14 protein-coding genes are annotated in these 16342 nt (G+C 60.7%); 3 read left to right on the top strand and 11 right to left on the bottom strand.

Annotated elements, in window-relative coordinates; genetic code table 11:
* Positions 1–28 precede the first annotated feature (28 nt).
* Positions 29–787, top strand: a complete 759-nt coding sequence (locus CFE428DRAFT_RS26425) for a 3-keto-alpha-glucoside-1,2-lyase-like domain-containing protein (RefSeq protein ID WP_006982749.1) — start codon at positions 29–31, stop codon at positions 785–787.
* A gap of 86 nt (positions 788–873) precedes the next feature.
* Here CFE428DRAFT_RS26425 and CFE428DRAFT_RS26420 read toward each other — a convergent pair whose 3' ends face one another.
* From CFE428DRAFT_RS26420 to CFE428DRAFT_RS26385, 7 genes are all read right to left on the bottom strand, one after another.
* The gene (locus tag CFE428DRAFT_RS26420; RefSeq protein ID WP_042725861.1) at positions 874–1602 is read right to left on the bottom strand and encodes an SGNH/GDSL hydrolase family protein; all 729 of its coding nucleotides are present in this window, start codon (positions 1600–1602) and stop codon (positions 874–876) included.
* A gap of 75 nt (positions 1603–1677) precedes the next feature.
* Complete coding sequence (locus CFE428DRAFT_RS26415) at positions 1678–3741, bottom strand: serine hydrolase (RefSeq protein WP_006982747.1); 2064 nt, start codon at positions 3739–3741, stop codon at positions 1678–1680.
* Between the two features lie 21 nt (positions 3742–3762).
* Complete coding sequence (locus CFE428DRAFT_RS26410) at positions 3763–4752, bottom strand: alpha/beta hydrolase (RefSeq protein ID WP_006982746.1); 990 nt, start codon at positions 4750–4752, stop codon at positions 3763–3765.
* Between the two features lie 6 nt (positions 4753–4758).
* Positions 4759–5400, bottom strand: a complete 642-nt coding sequence (locus CFE428DRAFT_RS26405) for a hypothetical protein (protein WP_006982745.1) — start codon at positions 5398–5400, stop codon at positions 4759–4761.
* Positions 5401–5488: 88 nt separating this feature from the next.
* A complete protein-coding gene (locus CFE428DRAFT_RS26400) occupies positions 5489–6019 on the bottom strand; it encodes a hypothetical protein (RefSeq protein WP_042725854.1) in 531 nt (176 codons plus the stop codon).
* A 75-nt stretch (positions 6020–6094) separates the two neighbouring features.
* Positions 6095–8284 (bottom strand): autotransporter family protein, encoded by a 2190-nt coding sequence (locus CFE428DRAFT_RS26395; protein WP_006982743.1) that lies wholly within the window; start codon positions 8282–8284, stop codon positions 6095–6097.
* A gap of 368 nt (positions 8285–8652) precedes the next feature.
* A complete protein-coding gene (locus CFE428DRAFT_RS26385; protein WP_006982742.1) occupies positions 8653–9204 on the bottom strand; it encodes a DUF1579 domain-containing protein in 552 nt (183 codons plus the stop codon).
* Positions 9205–9363: 159 nt separating this feature from the next.
* On the opposite strand from CFE428DRAFT_RS26385, the gene CFE428DRAFT_RS26380 reads away from it, so the two are divergent.
* The gene (locus CFE428DRAFT_RS26380; protein ID WP_006982741.1) at positions 9364–11289 is read left to right on the top strand and encodes an ArnT family glycosyltransferase; all 1926 of its coding nucleotides are present in this window, start codon (positions 9364–9366) and stop codon (positions 11287–11289) included.
* Here the strand turns inward: CFE428DRAFT_RS26380 and CFE428DRAFT_RS26375 are convergent.
* The 4 genes from CFE428DRAFT_RS26375 to hflK all read right to left on the bottom strand — a co-directional run bounded on the left by CFE428DRAFT_RS26375 (position 11258) and on the right by hflK (position 15154).
* Positions 11258–12022, bottom strand: coding sequence for an NIPSNAP family protein (locus CFE428DRAFT_RS26375; RefSeq protein ID WP_006982740.1), 765 nt, complete (start codon positions 12020–12022; stop codon positions 11258–11260). The genes CFE428DRAFT_RS26380 and CFE428DRAFT_RS26375 overlap by 32 nt on opposite strands.
* Before the next feature lie 81 nt (positions 12023–12103).
* A complete protein-coding gene (locus CFE428DRAFT_RS26370; RefSeq protein WP_006982739.1) occupies positions 12104–12931 on the bottom strand; it encodes a response regulator in 828 nt (275 codons plus the stop codon).
* Positions 12932–13151: 220 nt separating this feature from the next.
* A complete protein-coding gene (gene hflC / locus CFE428DRAFT_RS26365) occupies positions 13152–14159 on the bottom strand; it encodes a protease modulator HflC (RefSeq protein WP_006982738.1) in 1008 nt (335 codons plus the stop codon).
* Positions 14156–15154, bottom strand: coding sequence for an FtsH protease activity modulator HflK (gene hflK, locus CFE428DRAFT_RS26360; RefSeq protein ID WP_006982737.1), 999 nt, complete (start codon positions 15152–15154; stop codon positions 14156–14158). The genes hflC and hflK overlap by 4 nt, the downstream gene beginning before the upstream one ends.
* 127 nt (positions 15155–15281) lie before the next feature.
* Here hflK and CFE428DRAFT_RS26355 point away from each other — a divergent pair, with 127 nt between their 5' ends.
* Complete coding sequence (locus CFE428DRAFT_RS26355) at positions 15282–16268, top strand: NAD-dependent epimerase/dehydratase family protein (RefSeq protein WP_006982736.1); 987 nt, start codon at positions 15282–15284, stop codon at positions 16266–16268.
* Positions 16269–16342: the final 74 nt, after the last annotated feature.

The following is a 16342-nucleotide window of genomic DNA, read 5'->3' as shown; positions in this document are numbered from 1 at the left end:
ACATCCTGCCTAAACTACCCGCCTTGCAATGAAACCGTTCCTTCCCACGCTCGCGCTTCTTCCGCTTTTCCTTTTCGCCGGCTCAGCGATGGCTTTCGACGATGACGCCTACGTGCGGGAAAACGGCACCGCGCTTTTTCAGGATGATTTCAATCGCCATGAATCGACGCCTGACAAGGAAGAGGTGGGCAACGGCTGGACGACGAATAGTGCGTGGCGGGCGAAAGGTACGAAACAGGCCTCCCTCGAGGATGGTGCTTTGCATGTTACCAAGGCGGCGATTGCCGATCACGGCGTGGCCATTTTTCATGACGCGGCTTTCAAGGATGGCGCGGTGCGGTTGCGCTTCAAGCTGGAGGCCGGCGATGATCTCGGTCTCGATTTTGTCGATCGCGAATTGAAGACCGTGCACGCCGGGCATCTCTGTCTCGCCCACGTCACCTTGAAGAATCTCACCTTGATCGATTCGAAAACCGGCAACATGGACAACGCGAACCATGAACGGCAATTGGCCGGCGACAAATCGCCCGAGTTTCTGGCCCTGCTGCGGAGCAAGGCGAAGAATTTCCCGGTCGATCTCACCGCCGGCGAATGGCACACGCTGCTCGTGGTGATCGATGGTGATGTGATGCGGGCGACAGTCGATAACAAGCCGATCGGTGAATTCAAATCACCGGGCATCGGGCATCCGACCAAGCGGATGATCACGCTGGCCGTGAACAAATCCGCGTGGGTGGATGACGTGAAGGTGTGGAACCTTCAGTGCGAGTGCGAAAATTTGCAGTAAACGGAGGGACGCGCTCCTGCGCGTTTCCCCAATCTTCCTGCCGCCTTTACCAACGGAAAAGTGAGAGCGTGTCCCTTGCGGTTCGGCTATTTGCCGAGCGCGGACTTGATCGAGGCGGCCACTTGCGCCGCGAGGACCTTGTAGCCGGGCCCCGAGAAATGGACGTTTTTCGAAAGCTGAATCTCGGCGAGTTTTGATTCAGCAAGAGCGTGCAGGTCATCGACAGCGACCCCCTCGGATTTCATCACGCGCAAGGCCGCTTCGTTGTAAGCGACTTCATCCTTGGCCACGCGGCCGACCGTGCCTTCCGGCACCGGCGTCGTCGTGGCGAAAATGAGCTTCGCGCCGGTCTTTTTCAACTGCTCAACGATCTCGTGGAGGTTCTTCTCGTATTGCTCCACCGGGTTCACTTGCGGGCCGGTGGGATCGAGCTTGCCGTCCTTCCAATGCTTCAGGTCGTGCAGGCCCCAGTTGAAATGGATCACGTCCCATTTCTTGTCCGCGCCGTCGGTCGCCAGCCAGTTGGTGAGACTCTTCAGGCCGACGTCGCTCGAGTTGCCGTTGACGGGGATGCGATGGACATTCGCCACGCCTTTGAGCAAATCGCGCGTTGGAATCGTGTAGCCCATCGAGATGGAGTCCCCGATGAGCAAGACGCGGGGCAGCCCGGCAACATCCTCGACGGGCGCGAGCGAAGCATCTTTCTTTTTCTCTCCGCCCTTTTCGGGTTTCGGCGCTTGCGCGAAGATCGCGGAAACTGTGAGGAGGCAAACGGCGACAACGCCGAAACGGAGGAACGAACGGAGGGAATGCATGGGGAGATTGGAATGATTCACCGTGATCCGCACCAGCAGAAAACACCGCCGGCTACTTTTCGCCTTGGGTTGGCCTCAATGAGCGGAGTTGCTCGCTGGACTGCGCAGGATGATTTCCCCACGGCGGACAGAAAAGGAATCGTTGCAGGAGAAGACGAAATGGACGGTGCGACCGTCAGCGCTCATCCATTTGGTCGGGAGGCTCGAGGATTCCCCAGGGCCGGTGTCCCAAGAGTCGGTGTGGAAGGCCGTGGTCCACGGGCCCCACGGCTCCGGAGCATCGTAGACGCCGAAGCCACCGGCGAAACGCGTGTCGTTGCCGGCGCCGGTCATGCAAAGGAGATAGCGTTTCAGGCCCGCGTTGTATGTGAAACCGAGGCGATAACATTGCCCGGCAGCGGTGAAAATTCCGCCGCGCTGTTTGATATCGGAAGACCACGTTGCGTTGCCGTTCGCGTCCGTGTTGACGAAAAATTCGTAAGCACCGCGGTCACGGACTTTGTCCATCGGCACCCGGGCGAGCACGACTCGGTCGGCCCGCTGATAGGCGGTGTCGGCGTCTGGCGAGACGATGTAGACAAAGTGATCGCGAGCGCCGCCGTAGTTCTGGCCGAAGTTCAAGAAAGTCGGACAGCCGAAGCTCTCGGTGAATTTCCAATCCGCCCAGGTCCACGTGGCGCCGTGATCGGTCGACCAGGCAAGCTGGGCATTGGCCAGATTGCGGGCGAGGGCATAGAGGGTGCCGTCGACCATGAGGATGCCGCAGGCTTTGCGGCCCTTTTTGCCGTCGCCCACGGTGTCGAAAGTCGGGGAGGGGAGGTTGATGCCTTGCGGAGCGTCTGCATCGCCCAGCACCTTGGCGAACCCCATGCTGAGTTTGTGCGGGACGAAAGGCTCGAAGCCGTTGCCATCGCCGTAGGCGGTATACATGGCTCCGTCATCGGCCCAGGTGAGCGGCCAGTTGTCGCTGCCCTTGGCCAGATGAAGAATGGAGGCTTTCGGCGCCCATTGGATTTCCGCAATCACGGGACTGGGCGGCAGCGGCGCCGTGCTCGCGGGAGCGGAGGCTTTCACTGCCGCAGCGATGGGCTCGAAGAAAGGCTTGAGCGGATCGTAGTGGCCGCCTCCGGCCTGGCGCGGCCAGGATTTGCCGGCGCGAGTGGCGACGAGGTCGAGGCTGGGCACGACGAGGATGAAGCTATCGAAAAGACCCCACGACCAATAAGCATCACGCGGCAGACCGGCGATGGTGCCGTCGCTATTGTTCCACCAGAGGAGGCCGTAGTGTTGGGAGGCGTTGCCGTGCAACTCCGGATCGCGCACCGGAAGTTTCTTCACCTCGGGGGAAGTGGTCCGCACGGCTTCGATGAAACTGTGCGGCAGGATGAGTTCGCCATTCCACCAGCCTTCCCGGAGGTAAAGATAGCCGAGGCGCGCCATGGCCTGCACATTCGCACTGAAACCGGAACCAAACTCGCGGCGCTTGATGCCTTCGATGAATTCGGGGCGATACGCGTTCTTGCGCCACTTGAGGTCTGCGGGCGTGACACCGATGGGTGTGAACACGCGCTCGAACATCACGTCGTTGAGGTCGCGGTGATAAGCGAGGGTGAGACACTCGGCGAGCCAGTTGGGACCGCCATCGCTGTAGAGCCAGGCGGTGCCGGGAGCGAAGACGAGCTTTTCGTAGCCGCCCGGTTTTTCGAAGCCCGCGGTTTGCGTGGCCAGATTGCGCAGCGTGATCTTCTCGAGCCAGTCGGTCTGGGCGTTGGCATCCGGCGGCGTGCCGAAGGTCGGATGATATTTCTTCGCCGGATCATCGAGATGCACGAGCCCGTCCTTGAGCGCGAGCCCCAGCGCAGTGACGCCGATGGCTTTGCTCGAGGATTTAAGATCGTAGAGCGCTGCCTGGTCGCCCCACTCCATGACCAGCTTGCCGTGATAGATGATGCAACCCGAGCCGCCGGCGGTGAGCGCATAATCGCGGGCTTGCGCGAGCTTCGTTTCATCGAGCCCCAGTTCCGCGGGCGTAGCGACGGACCAGATCTTGCCCGGAAACTCCGCGGCCGCGGATCGGCTAATGAAACCGCAGCCTAGCTGCGTGGCGCCGAGGAGCAGGGTGAGGAGGAGACGCTTCATGTCGGCGGAAATGGAGACAAGCTAGTTGGCCGGATACGGCGCGAGATACTTCGTGAACCACGCCGTCTCCAACTGCGTGGCCTCGGCAAAAGCATCGCGATAAACGCCGTAATGCGTGATACCGGGCAGGACGTGATATTCCGTGGGCACGTGATTTTCCTGCAGGATGTCGAAAACGCGTTTGCCGTTGTCGGCGTTGTTCATGAGCTCTTCCTTTTCTGCCACCAGGATCATCGTGGGTGCCTTGATTTTCGCGGCCGCCTCGAACGCGCTGTAACCAATGCCCTTGGCCGGGTTCACGCGCATTTGAGGATAGGCAGCCATCTTGCCGGTGAGCTTTCCGGTTTCAATGGGCACTGGTTCCGTTTCGCCACGCGCCTGTTTCACGGCGAGGTCGCTGGCGTACTTTTGCGCGGCTGGTCCGCGTCCGCCGCCCATGCCCGGAACTTGGGCGACGAGGCATTTCACCCGCGGGTCGTTGCCAGCCACCCACGTGACCAAGCCACCGCCATAGCTGGTGCCGAAAATGCCGATCCGCCCGGCGTCCACACAGGGTTCGCCGGCGAGAAAACTGAGTGCGCAGCGGATGTCGAGCGTTTGGTCGGCGAGATCCATCTGCCATCGGATCGCCCGGGCTTTCACCGTGACCTCGCCTTTTTCATCAGGTTTCGGCATCGGCTCCGTGAGCATGAGTTTGGCATCGCTCTCCCCCCAACCGCGATAGTCGAAGGCGAGCACAACAAAACCTTCCCGGGCAAAACGTGCACCGTAGAGGGCGCCGTTGTTTTTCTTCGTCCCGCCGGTGCCCGCACAAAACAGAATGGCCGCGCGCCTCTCGCCTTCCGGCAAATCTTTCGGGACATACAAGTCACCGGCCATGCGGGTACCATCGCTCCAGATGGTGACCGGGCGGACTTGAAACGAGGGCGTCGACTCTTCGGCAGCGAAAGTGGGGTATTGCAGCGCAATGGCCGTGAGGGCCGACAGAAATAGATAACGTAACGTTTTCATGGGGGATCAGGATTGGCGCAGCAGAGCGCGGGCGCGCTTCTGGCAGAGATGGAATGCGGTACCGAGTCCGGCGCCGAAACCGATGCCGTAGCAGGCACCCCAGAGGAACATGGCAGCGAGGCGATGATCGACGCCGAGTTTGCCCTCGATCTTGCCGCCGGCGTAGTAGCCGATGCCATTAAGGAGAAAAAGTGCGAGGACGACCTTGGGAGCGGTGCCCGGGACGCCGAAGGCGAAAGCGAGTATGAGTCCCATCGCTGCCGTCCCGCCGAGAAGGCCGGCGATTTCCCCGGCATTGCCGCGCAATCCCATCCAGAAAGCGACCCAGAGGACCGCGTAGGCGATGAAAGCGAGAGCGAAGAGTTGATAGAAGCGCGAGAGCGAGCCGGGACCGATAATGAGACGATGCAGGCACGGACCGCTGAGTCCGATGAAGACTGCGGTGCAGGCGATGTAGAGACCGACTTCAGTCGGATGCGAGAACCAGCGATCCATGATCGGCCACGGCAGAAACCCGAGGATGCTCAGGATGGTGAAGCCGATGATACCGCGCACGACTGATGAGGTGAGCGAAGGGAGCGACACGGTTTTGTCGGAACCACGCACGCGCGCCACGATGCTGGCAGGATCGAGTTGGAAGAGAGCCATGGGGGAAAGGGGGCACGTCGATTCTGCCAATCAATAGGCGGCGAGCGAAGCTCTTAGTGTCCGGTTGCCGAAAGCCAGGGTTCGGGCATCAACGGACAACAGTCAGGTGCCGCCGTCGGTACCACCAGCAGGCGATGGGGACCAAGCAGATATCGACGCCGAGTACGCGCACCGGGCCATGGCCGAAGACGATGGTGCCGTTGAAGACCATGAAGAAAAAGAAGACGTGCCATGCGATGGCCAGCCATCGCGGACGGCGGTCGAAGCTCTGCGGCGCGAGCCACCACCAGGACACGTCGGCGATCCAGAGAGCGGCGAGGAGATAGTTGAAATAGATGCCGCCGCCCCAGGCTCGGCCGGTGAGCGCGGCGGTCTGCCGCGCCGTTTCCCGATACGCTTCCGTGTGGCTCCAGTGGTGGAAATAGGCGAAAGCGCAGAGCACATGCGCGAGAAAGGCGATGCAGCCGAATGTCCAGACGCTGCGGGCGCGAAGCCGCCAGCCGGGATGTTCTGGCGACAGAATCATCAAGCCGATCGCAAGCGCATAGGCGATCAGGGCAAGCCAGATGAACGATCGGGTGAGAAAGAGGCCGGTGGTCATCGAAGGTGAGATGACCATCGTTCCAAAAAGAAGGCGCCGGCGCCACGGAATATCCGCGACGCCGGCGCCGTTGTAGATTGCAGGCTGTCTCTTTTAGAAGGCGAAGCGCACGCCGCCCGTCACCGCTGCGGAGTGGTAGTTCGTGCGGCCGAGTTCACCATCGTAATAGAAGTAGGTCGTGCAACGCTCGCTGCACTGGATGGCAAAACCGGCGCCGAGCAGCGCGCTGTCGCGACCGAGCTTGGGCCCATTGACCGCGAAGACCCCGCCCGCGCCATTGGCGAAGCTGGAATCGATTTGGTAGGCGGAGTCGCCGTACTCATGCTGCCACGCGGCGCGAATCTCCGGCCGGATAACCAGGCCGCCGACTTTGCAATCGTAGCTGGCCTTGAAGCCGAAGGCGGAGCGCAGCGAGTCCTGGCCTTGCGAACCAAAGCGCAGAGGCGCCAGCGAGCCGCGTTCGTCGAAGCCGCCGATGCCGACGTAGGTGTAGTTGAAGGAGGCCGTGGGACCGAAGGTGAATGCGCCCTTCTTGAAGTCGTAGCCCGTGCCGAAGAGCACGTTGAGATCGCCGCCATCGGTCGAACCGCGGGCGGTGCCTTCGAAGCCTGCACGGTGCATGTCGTAGCTGCTGTAGCCGCCATCGACGGCCACATCGGCATACCAGCCGCCAACAAAGGTCGTGGCGTAGAGGCCGAGCTTGCCGCCATTGACGGAGACACGGCCGCCGTCGTTGAGATCGGTGCTGATGCCGACGTAGCCGGCGCTGAGACCTACGGCAAAGTTCGGGCACACCTTGTAGTCGACGCCCACCGTGAAGCCACCGCTGCTCAGATCGTAGCCGCGCGCATTGCGGTCGTCATTCACGCTCAGCCATTCGCCCGTGCCGCTGAGGAAAATGCCCCAGCGCTTTTCCTCCGGAGCGACCGTCTTCATTTCTTTGCTTTCCTTGCCATCATTCCCGTTCGGGCCGGCGACTCCGGTGTTAATGCCAAAGGTGCCGCTGTATCCGGGACCGGTGCCCTGCATGGCGAGTCCGGCGGCGCTAAAGCCGCTCGAACCGGCGCGGATTTCCTCGTTGCGGCGCTGGATGTTATCCACCTGCACCTTGTCCACGGCGACACCCATGGTGAAGATAGAGGTCAATTCCTCCGGTGCGATGCGGTCGAGCGCGCTGGGCACATCGTTCAATTGCAGGCGGTCGAGATGATCGATGAGTGTGGAAACGCGGTGGTCGTTGACGACGTTGTCGAGTTCGCGGCCGACAGACAGTTGGTTGGGCGTAAGATCGGGCAGGCTGGCGAAGGAGCCCTGCAGGATCTCCAGATAGACGTCATGGGTGCGATAGGAGACGCCGAGTGTCAGCAGCGTGCCGGTGGCATGCGAGTCGGTGAGGGTACTGAATTGGCCATTGACTCCATTTTCGGCGTGAATGATGTCGAAGCTTTGTCCGCGCTGAACTTCGAAGCCGTTGGCGTAGCTGACGGATAGAGTACCGGCGAGATTGGCGGAGCCGTTGACGTGAACTTGCCCATAGAAAGTCGGCGAGGCGAGTTGAACGGCAAAGGTGGTGTTCTTCTTGAGAGTAAGCTTGCCATCGACCCGGAGCGTTCCCGGGGTTTCGCTCATGGCGAAGGTGGTGGGATCGAAGGCCAGGGTGGAACCAACGCCGAGCGTTCCCTGTCGGACGAGGAGGTTGCCAAACACCTCGCCGTTGAGGAGCAGAGTTCCGCGCCCGAGTTTGGTGATAGTGTTGTTGACACTCTGGAGACCGAAGTCAATTTCCGCGGTGGAACCTTTGACGACGGTGATGTTCCCACTGCTCAACAAGAGCGGAGCGGACGAAAAGCCGGGGCCGACGAAGGGAGTGATGGTATTGATGTCGATCAGTCGATAGCTGTTTTGGAAAGTCAGACTATTGGCTGTCAGTTGGAAGATACCGGGGAAACCCGGAGGAACGAAGCTTGCGGGAATTGAAAGCAGGAAGATGGTTTTTCCGTTGGCAAACTGATCCACCGGCGGTGGGGCCGAGGCGAAGATTGGAAAGGTGGGGATGGCACCGGGAAAAATCGCATCTTCCGAGGCCAGAGGAGGATTGCCGGTGCTCCAGTTATTGAAGGGTGCGAAAAGAAGAGGGGGAGTCCAAATTGGCTCACTAAACAGCTCCGACGAACCAACCCAGACATCCTGGGCCGCGGAGGCGGAGGCTGCGGCCCCGAGAAGAGCGGCGGTGCCAAAGCCAAGGATTCTTGAAACGAGGGAACGTAGGGGTGTGTTGTGCATAAGAAAATGGGAGATGGGGTTACGCAGATTCCGCGCTGGACCAGACCAGCAGTTCGTGGGCACTCCTGTTAAATTGCGGTGACATTTTCCAGTCAAGCGAATCCGACTTTCCGCAAAAAAAATTGCGTCGTGCACATCCAGCATTCGAGGCAGCGCGAAAAGAAAATGTCGGCAGTGTTGCAACTGCGGACAACATCCCAAGCGGCCCTTCCCCCATCACCGCACATTCCCGCAACGGAGGAAGGGCCGCCGCATTTTTTGGCGGGCGAGGTGATACAGGAGAGAATGGTGCCGAAGACGAGACGGTCGCGTTCGCAGATTCGGATCGAGCAGACCTCCTCTGCGACGTATCGGATTCTGCGACTGACCTAGGCCGCGTGCAAAACCGTAGGACTCTGCCGGATGCTGCGGCCCGTGACTTCACGTACGATCTTATGATTCTCGTCGGTTTTCACGATGTACCAAGCCTGGCTATTCTCGCTGGGAAACGAAGCCTTGGTCGTCACGGTTTCGGTGGTGTCCATGAGCCGATGCCCCCACGTGAAAGTCTGCGTGGTCTCGTCCCAAGTTCCCGAGTTTTCGATGACCGTTCCCGTGGCCAGAAATCCCCAACTGCGGTAGACCTTCGTCTCTACGTCGAAGGTCATGAGGGTGAGTCCTTGGGCGGGCGGCGACCCGTCGCTCGACTGCGTAGACCACGACTGGCGCAGAAACCGGCCGTTGAGAATCCACTCTCCCACTTCGGTGCGGCGCACGCCCGGGCGCCCGGAGATCTCGTCTTCCCACTGACCCGCATAGTGGTTGAGCGCCTTCAATTCCGGGATTTCCGGCGAGGGGCCAGCGGCCACGTCATCGCCAGCATTGACCTGGCAACTGAGGACGGTAGCCGGGATGGTAACGGTGAGGACGACAGGTTTCATACGACATCAGGCTGAATCGGACGCCGCCACTGACGTGGTTCCACCGGGACCGGATACACAGAGTGACCACAAAAAAGATTCCGCTTGGCAGGGAATGCGGGCAACGTCTCCATTTTCCTTTCCCCAAATGGTTAGTCCGCATCCCCTTTTCCTTTGCTAATGGCTCCGCTCCGGTGCTTTGAGTGGCTGCTGTTTTCCGCCTGTTTCTTCGCGTTCGCCTGGTTTCATCAAGGCGGCGGGTGGAACCAAAATTCCCGCTTCGCGGAGGTGCGTGCGGTCGTGGAGGAAGGGCGTTTCGCGATCGATGATTTCCTCGTCTACAAGGTCGACCCGAAAGATTCCTCCGGCCGGCGTTTCGTGCGCCTGCCGCTGAATCATGCGGAATACAAATGGCAGGGCGAAGTGTGCGCGCTGTCGTGGGTGGACATGGCTTACAGTCTCTATCCGGTGAATGAGGATTCGCGGACGCCGGATGCCAAGAATGTGCCGATGATCGAGGAGTGCAGTTCGGGCGACATCGGCTACGTGCCGTCGACGGGCCAGTTTCATCCGAACAAACCCCCGGGCACGACCTTCCTCGCGGTGCCGGCCTATTGGCTCATCTATCACTTTGAAAAGTGGCGTGGCTTGAATCCGGACGATTGGTGGACGCTGACGGTGAACGCGTGGCTGACTTCCGCGTTCAGTGTGGGTCTCGTGTCGGCTTTGGGGTGCGTAGTGTTCTTCCGCCTGGCGCGGGAAATGGCGGACGGCAAATCGCTGCCGGCGCTCCTGGCCACGCTGGCGTTTGCCTTTGGCACCACGTTTTTCCCGTTTGGCACGCTGCTCTTCGATCACGATCTCACCGCGATCTTCCTGCTGATTTCCTTCTCGTGTTTGTGGCGGGTGCGCCACATGGAACGCCCAACGCCGTGGCGCGTGATCGTTGCGGGAATCTGCGCCGGTATCGCCGTCGTGACCAACTATGTGGCCTTTGGCGCCGGCGTGATTCTCGGCATCTATGCGCTGCTTGGCACGTGTTCGACGCGAGAGAAGGTTGCTTGGAATTGGCGCGCGGCGATTTGGTACATCGTCGGTGTCATCCCGCCGGCGATCGCGCTCTGCGCTTACGATCAAGTGAACTTCGGTTCGCCATTCCGATTTGCGAACGACTTCCAAAACCCGCTCTTCGCCGACACCAGCGCATTTCTCGGCATGTTCTACATGCCGAATCCGTATGTCGCGGGGTTGCTTACCGTCTCGCCTTATCGCGGGATCTTCTTCCTCGCACCGGTGACGATCATGAGTCTCTACGGGCTCTTCGTCTGGCTGCGCGAAAAAACCCTTGTCGCCGAGGCGCGGCTCTGCCTCGCCATCTTCGGCTTCTTCTTCATCGTGAATGTGTGCTTCAACGGCTATCATGGTGGCTTCGCGGCGGGTCCGCGTTACCTCGTACCCGGGCTGCCGTTTCTCGGGTTACCGCTGGTGGTCGCGTTCCTGCGCTGGCGCTGGGTCACTGCGGCGCTCGCGCTCATCTCGATCACCCAACAGACGTTGCTGACCGCGACCGATGCGCAGAACTCACTCGCGGTCGGCGGCCACGCCCGGGTCGACGACGCGCATCGCAAGGATGACTTCTTTTGCCAGATCGTAGGGGAATACGCGTGGCCGCTCTTTGCCTATGGTCGCGCCTGGCCAGTCCTGAACCAATTGATCGCGGCGCGGCTCGATAACGAAGACAGGCAAATGCAGGAGGACAAAATCCCCGAAGCCGAACGCAAACAGCACCTCGCCGAGGAGGAGAAAGACATGCGCGATAGCATCGCACGCGGTGACTCCAGTCCCTTCATTCTCGGGGCGATCCGCGGGCCGGTGTCAGTCAATCCCATCGGCACTTACGATGGCCTGCTAACCTTCAGCTATTTTCCCGCCGGCTCGGTGCAGACGAATTGGAACTCGTTCAACGTGGGCGAATTCTTCTTCCCGCAAAGCCGCTTGAGCCTGCTGCCGTTGTTCGTGATCAGCGGCGGGCTGGCCGGTCTGTTGATCGTGCTCGCGTCCCGCCGCGATCGGTTCAGCGCGTTGGTGAGTAATCCGTCGGCTTGAGGAAGACGGATTTCACGCCATCGGGGATGGTGAGCGAGCCGCCGCCTTTTTCTTCGCTGGCTTTCTTCGCGGCGATCCAATCGGGATCGGCGCGGAAAGCGGTGAAGGACGCTTTGGCTGCATCGACACTCGCATGGGCGAGCATGTAGACGAGCGTGTTTTCGGCGTTCGGTTGATCGGGCAGGAGGTGCCAGTAGAAGAGGTTCGTCATGCCGTGCCTGGCGAAGAGCGTCATGGTGTGATCGCGGAAGCGCTCATGCAGGATGGGCAGGTTGTTTGGCGTGGTGGTGTAAGTGCGCAGTTCGAAGACACGCTCCGCGGAACCGGCCGAGGGCTTGATCGCCGGTGAGTAGTCGGTCGCGTTGAGGAAGAGCTGATCGACTTTGTTCACGAGCTTGCCGTTGACCTCGGATTCGGCTTTCGCTTTTTTCCAATCTTCATCCGCCTGAAATGCTTTCCACGAAGTCTCGCGCGCTTCGCGGCTGGGATAGGCGAGGACGTAGATGAGCAGGTTGTCCGGGTTCTCGATCGGTGTCCAATAGCCGATATTGGTGATGCCATGCTTTTCGAAGAGCTGCATGGTGTGATTGCGAAAGCGCGCGTGAAGGTCGTCGAGTTTGTCCGGTGCGGTGTGGTAGGTGCGCATCTCAAAGACGCGCGTGTCGGTGTCCGCGGCCGAAGAAGCGAGGGTGGTGGCGAGCATGGCAAGAGCGAGGAAGGGGAGGAGCTTCATGGGAATGACGAATGGCGAATGACGAATAGCAATTCGATGGGGCGGGGGGAAGCGCGGGGATCAACGATCAACCACCCACCATCAACTCTCCCGCTCCCCGAGTTGTGCTTTCAGGCGCTCGATTTCGGCTTCAGCGCGTTTGCGTTCCGTGACGTCGCGATACAAGCCGAGGACGAGGTGGCGGCCGTAGAGGACAATGCGTGTGGCGCTGATGGCAACGGGCACGGCGTGTCCTTCCACGGAAGGAATCTCGCCCTCGAAAATGATCCGCTCTCCCGTGTCGGGGGACTGATCGCCGAAGTGGGTGCGAAATTCCGCGAGGGTGCCGGGGGTGAGAAGGCGCTCGATATTGGAGCCGAGGACTTGTGAACGCGGCTTGCCGAAAAGGATTTCCGCCTGGTGATTCGTATCGATCACGCGGCCGCTCCGCAGGTCGGTGAGCAGCGCGGCCTCACTCAGACACTCGAATAAATTGCGATACTTGCTCTCCGACTGAATCATCGCTTCCTCGGCGCGGCGCAAGGCGGCGCGCTCCGCGGCGTCGGTCAGCGCGCGGTGCACGGCGGGGACGAGGCGCGCGAGTCGTTGCTTCAGCACATAATCGATCGCGCCGGATTTCAGTGCGTCGATCGCGGTGTCTTCGCCAATGGTGCCGGAAACGAAAAGGAACGGGACATCGGGCAGCCTTTGATGCGCGAGTTCCAGCGCGGCCAAACCGTTGAAGGTGGGCAGCGAGAAATCCGAGAGAATGAGATCGTAGCCGCCGCGCGCGAGTCCCTCGAGGAAAGCTTCGCGCGTGTCCACACGATCGATCGTGCAGATAAAATTCGCCCGCTGCAGCGCCGCCTCGATCAGCAGGGCATCATTATCGTTGTCTTCCAGGTGAAGAATTCGCAACTCGGTGCTCATGAGGGATGGGGCGCCCTTGCGAAAAAATCGCGAATGGTCCGTCCGGCGGACGTATGGAAAACCAAACCGCTCGAAAGCCAGGCGGAATCCTGGCGTGAATTCGCGGGAGCAGTTTGGGTGGATGAGTTGGTTGGACGGCTGACGTCCGCGTCCGCCTGTGGCTAAAATCGCTGCCTCCGCCCCTCGGTCAGAACACCTTTTTCGGCGAATATCGATTCATCTACGGTGCCGGTTTGGGCGGTGCAGGCGCAGGCGTTGGCGAGGGGCCTGCCGTCGGACCTTTGAGGAAGCGCAGGAAATTGCTCTGTGTGCTGAGGATGAGCGTGGTCTCGCCTTGGAAGGACGTCTTGTAAGTATCGAGCGTGCGCTGGAATTGGTAAAGATCGCGCGCCTCGGGCGTTTGGTTGTAAGCCTTCGCGTAGATCGCCGTGGCCTCGGCGTCGGCCTTGCCCTCGACGGTTTGCACTTCGCGATACGCCTTCGAATCAATCTCCTTCAAGTCGCGTTCCTTGTTGCCGAGGATCTTCGCCGCCTCGCCCTGGCCCTCGCTGCGGAAGCGTTCGGCGATTTGCTGTCGCTCGCTCATCATGCGCGAATAAATCTTCGCGCTCACCGCGGGGTTGTAGTTGATGCGCTTGAACCGCACATCGAGCAGCTCGATGCCGAACTCCGCCAGCTTGCCGCGCGCTTCCTCGGTGATCTCCTTTTCCAACGCCACTCGCCCAAATTGGATCGGCGGCAAACCGCCACTCGTCGTGCCGCCCCCGGCGGCGAGCGTATCGTCGATCGCCGCCTTGCGATCTTTCGTCGTGCGAATCATCTCGACCAACTCGTGCCGCGCCACGGTATTGCGTGTCTCGCTGCCGAGAATGTCATCGAGCCGCGACCGCGCGCGCCGCAGATCGTTCAAGCGAATGAAGAACTGCATCGGATCGCTGATGCGCCAGCGCGCGAACGTATCGACGACAATGTAGAGCTTGTCTTTGGTCGGCATTTCGGCGACTGGGCCATCCCACTGCAGCACGCGCTTGTCGATGGTGTGCACGTCCTGGATGAACGGCACCTTGAAATGCAATCCCGCCTCGTTGATCGGTGCGCCGACTGGTTTGCCGAATTGCGTGATGATGATCTGCTCGGTCTCCTGCACGGTGAAGATTGCGCCCGTCAGCGTGAGGAGGACGAAGATGACGATGATGAGGATCAGAAACGAAACGACCTTCGATTTCATGGCTGTTGTTTTCCTTTCGTTTTGCCGTCGAGATTGAGCAGCGGGAGCAATTGGCTCGCGTTCTCGTCGATGATCACCTTGCGCTCAAACTGCGGCATGATCTCCGTCATCGTTTCGAGGAACATGCGCTCGCGTGTCACTTCCGGCGCCTTGAGATACTCGGCGAGCAGCGCATCGAAGCGATCCGCATCGCCCTGCGCCTGGTTCACGCGCCCGAGCGCGTAGCCCTCAGCGGCGCGAATTTTCTGATCGGCTTCACCGCGCGCCCGCGGCACGGCCTTGTTGTATTCGCCATTGGCGACATTGATCATCTGCTCTTTTTCCTGCTGCGCCTGGTTCACTTCGTTGAAGGAAGCCTGCACATTGCGCGGCGGATGCACGTCGCGCAGTTGCACCTGCATGACGCTGATGCCGAGCCCGTAGTGTTTCGAGAGTTCCTTCAGTCGCGCCAGTGTTTCGTTTTCGATTTCCTGCCGGCCGATGGTGAGCACTTCATCGACTGTGCGATCACCTACCACCTCGCGCATGGCCGATTCGCTGGCATCGCGCAGGGTCTGGCCCGGCGAGTAAACGTGGAAGAGATATTCCTTGGGGTCTTCGATGCGGTACTGCACGACCCATTCGACGAGGGCCATGTTGAGATCGCCCGTGACCATCGTCTGCTCGGCCTCGGAGTCGCGCGATTCCTGGTCGGGATTCGTCGCACCCTCCGTGCCGAAGCCGAACTCGACTTTGTTCTGTCGCTGCACTTCCACGAGGGTGATCTTGTCGATCCCCAAGGGGAGTTTGAAGACGAGCCCGGGCTGGACGATTTCCTGGAATTTGCCGAAGCGCTGCAGCACACCCACGGAGTCGGCGGGCACCGAGGAGTAGCAGGAGAGCAGGGCCCAGATGACGATCACGATGAGGATCACCCGCCATACCCAGCGGAAGTTGAACTGGGGCATTTCGAAGCGAGACACGTTGTAAGTGCGCGGGGGCAGAGGAGGTGGCATAGGCAAGCGTCAGGTACGGGTTTCGAAGGTCCGGTCGGGTTTCAGCACACTCTGCAGGCATTCTGTTGCCAAAATGCATGGACTTTACAGAAAAATCCGTTTTTCCCACCATTCCCTCTTTATCTTTATGAAAGTCATCATCACCGGCGGCGGCGGTTTTCTCGGTTCACAGCTTTGCCAGAAGCTTCTCCAGCGCGGGCAACTCACCGGCCCATCGGGCAGCTCGGAACCCATCGAAGAGATCGTGCTGCTGGATGCGATATTTCCGCGACCGGCCAAGGATGCGCGCGTGCGGCAGGTCTCTGGCGATATCAGCAATCGCGCGGTCGTTTTGTCCGCAATTGGCTCCGATCCGGCAGTGGCGATTTTTCATCTCGCTTCCATGGTGAGCGGCGAGTGCGAAGAGCGCTTCGACGATGCCCTGCGGGTGAATCTCGATGGCGGACGCAATGTCTTCGAAGCGGCCCGCGCCGTGCCGGGCAAGCCGCGCGTGGTCTTCGCCAGCAGTATCGCCTGCTTCGGCGGCGAAGCGATGCAGGATCCGAACAGCGACCGCACCAAGCTCACTCCGCAGACGACCTATGGCATGACCAAGGCGATGTGTGAGCTGATGGTCAACGACTACTCGCGCAAAGGCTTCTTCGATGGGCGCTCCGTGCGCCTGCCCACGGTGATCGTGCGCCCCGGCAAGCCGAACGCCGCGGCCTCGAGCTGGGCCAGCGGGATGTTCCGCGAACCGCTCAACGGTGAAACCTGCCTGCTCCCGATTCGTCGCGAGCAATGCCACCCGATGACCGGCTATCGCACCGTCACCGACTCGCTCATCGCCCTACACGAAGTACCCGCCAAGCAATTCCGTGATGACCGTGCCATCGGCTTGCCGGCGCACCGTGTCACCCCGCAACTCGCGGCCGCGGTGATCGAGGAGGTCGCCCGCGAACGCAGCCTCAAGCTCGGCCCGATCGTCGACGCCTTCGACGCGCGCATCCAGGGCATCGTTGATAACTGGCCCGTCGCCGTCGATGGCGCCCGCGCCCTGGCGCTCGGCCTCCCGCACCCACCGCCGCTCAAGCAGATCGTCGAGGAATATCTCGAGGACTTCGGGCGGCGCTAAGCCCCAGGCTCCCAGGGCCCGCTGCCGGCGTTCTCGGGTGGTCGCTCTCGAATAAAAAACAACGCCCCTCGTCT

This window comes from Chthoniobacter flavus Ellin428, from assembly GCF_000173075.1.
GTDB classification, from domain to species: Bacteria; Verrucomicrobiota; Verrucomicrobiia; order Chthoniobacterales; family Chthoniobacteraceae; genus Chthoniobacter; species Chthoniobacter flavus.
The sequence above is the reverse complement of the archived record's forward strand: the minus strand, read 5'-3'. Positions and strand labels throughout refer to the sequence as shown.